General features: G+C 47.2%; 1 protein-coding gene. It reads left to right on the forward strand.

Annotation, left to right across the window (positions count from 1 at the left end; genetic code table 11):
• Positions 1 to 263: 263 nt before the first annotated feature.
• On the forward strand, positions 264 to 623 hold the full coding sequence (locus Xvie_RS20435; RefSeq protein ID WP_038234419.1) for an RstR family transcriptional repressor: 360 nt from the start codon (positions 264 to 266) through the stop codon (positions 621 to 623).
• The last annotated feature ends 89 nt before the right edge of the window (positions 624 to 712 follow it).

The raw sequence follows: 712 nt of genomic DNA on the forward strand, positions 1-712 counted from the left end.
CTGATGGAACGGGCACAGCACGATCCTGTCCTTGCCGCGCGGGGTGAGCTTCCGCCCCTGCTGCTCAATCACGGCAACTAAGGAGACGGCGGATTTCAGGTGCTGTAATTCTGCGTCGGGAATGCGAGCCATATCTTTGTTCCCTCAAAACCTTGTCAAGACCATTTATATGTTTTATTATGGCACATATATATGTACTATCGTCAAGCGGTTATTTTTCAGGGGGTAGAATCATGAGTCATTCGATTTACTGGTGTTTACCTATGCCTTTATCTGAAAGACTCATTGAGCTACGCAAACAACGCAGCCTATCCCAACAGGCAATGGCGGATGCCATTGGCATTCATGCCAATAGCTGGAAGAAATACGAAACAGGGCAGGCACAGCCTTCCCTTGAGGTATTGAAGAAGATTGCCACGTCGCTGAATGTCAGCACGGACTTTTTGTTATTTGATACACATGAACGTGTGCCAACCGGTGAGCTTTCATTGCAGTTTGAAGCGATTAGCCAGCTTCCTGAGGATGAGCAAGGCATTGTGCGGGAAGTGTTGGAAAGCCTGATTATCAAGTATCAGTCACGGCGCTGGGATTCAGCAAGGCAGGCATCTAAAAAGAAAGAGTAGTTTATAAAATGATCGCAAGTTGTCAGTGCGTCAACACTGGCAACCTGCTAACCACAACCAACTGATTAGGAGTTGAATGATGGCTAAGG

It is taken from the genome of Xenorhabdus vietnamensis, from assembly GCF_002127535.1.
GTDB classification, from domain to species: Bacteria; Pseudomonadota; Gammaproteobacteria; order Enterobacterales; family Enterobacteriaceae; genus Xenorhabdus; species Xenorhabdus vietnamensis.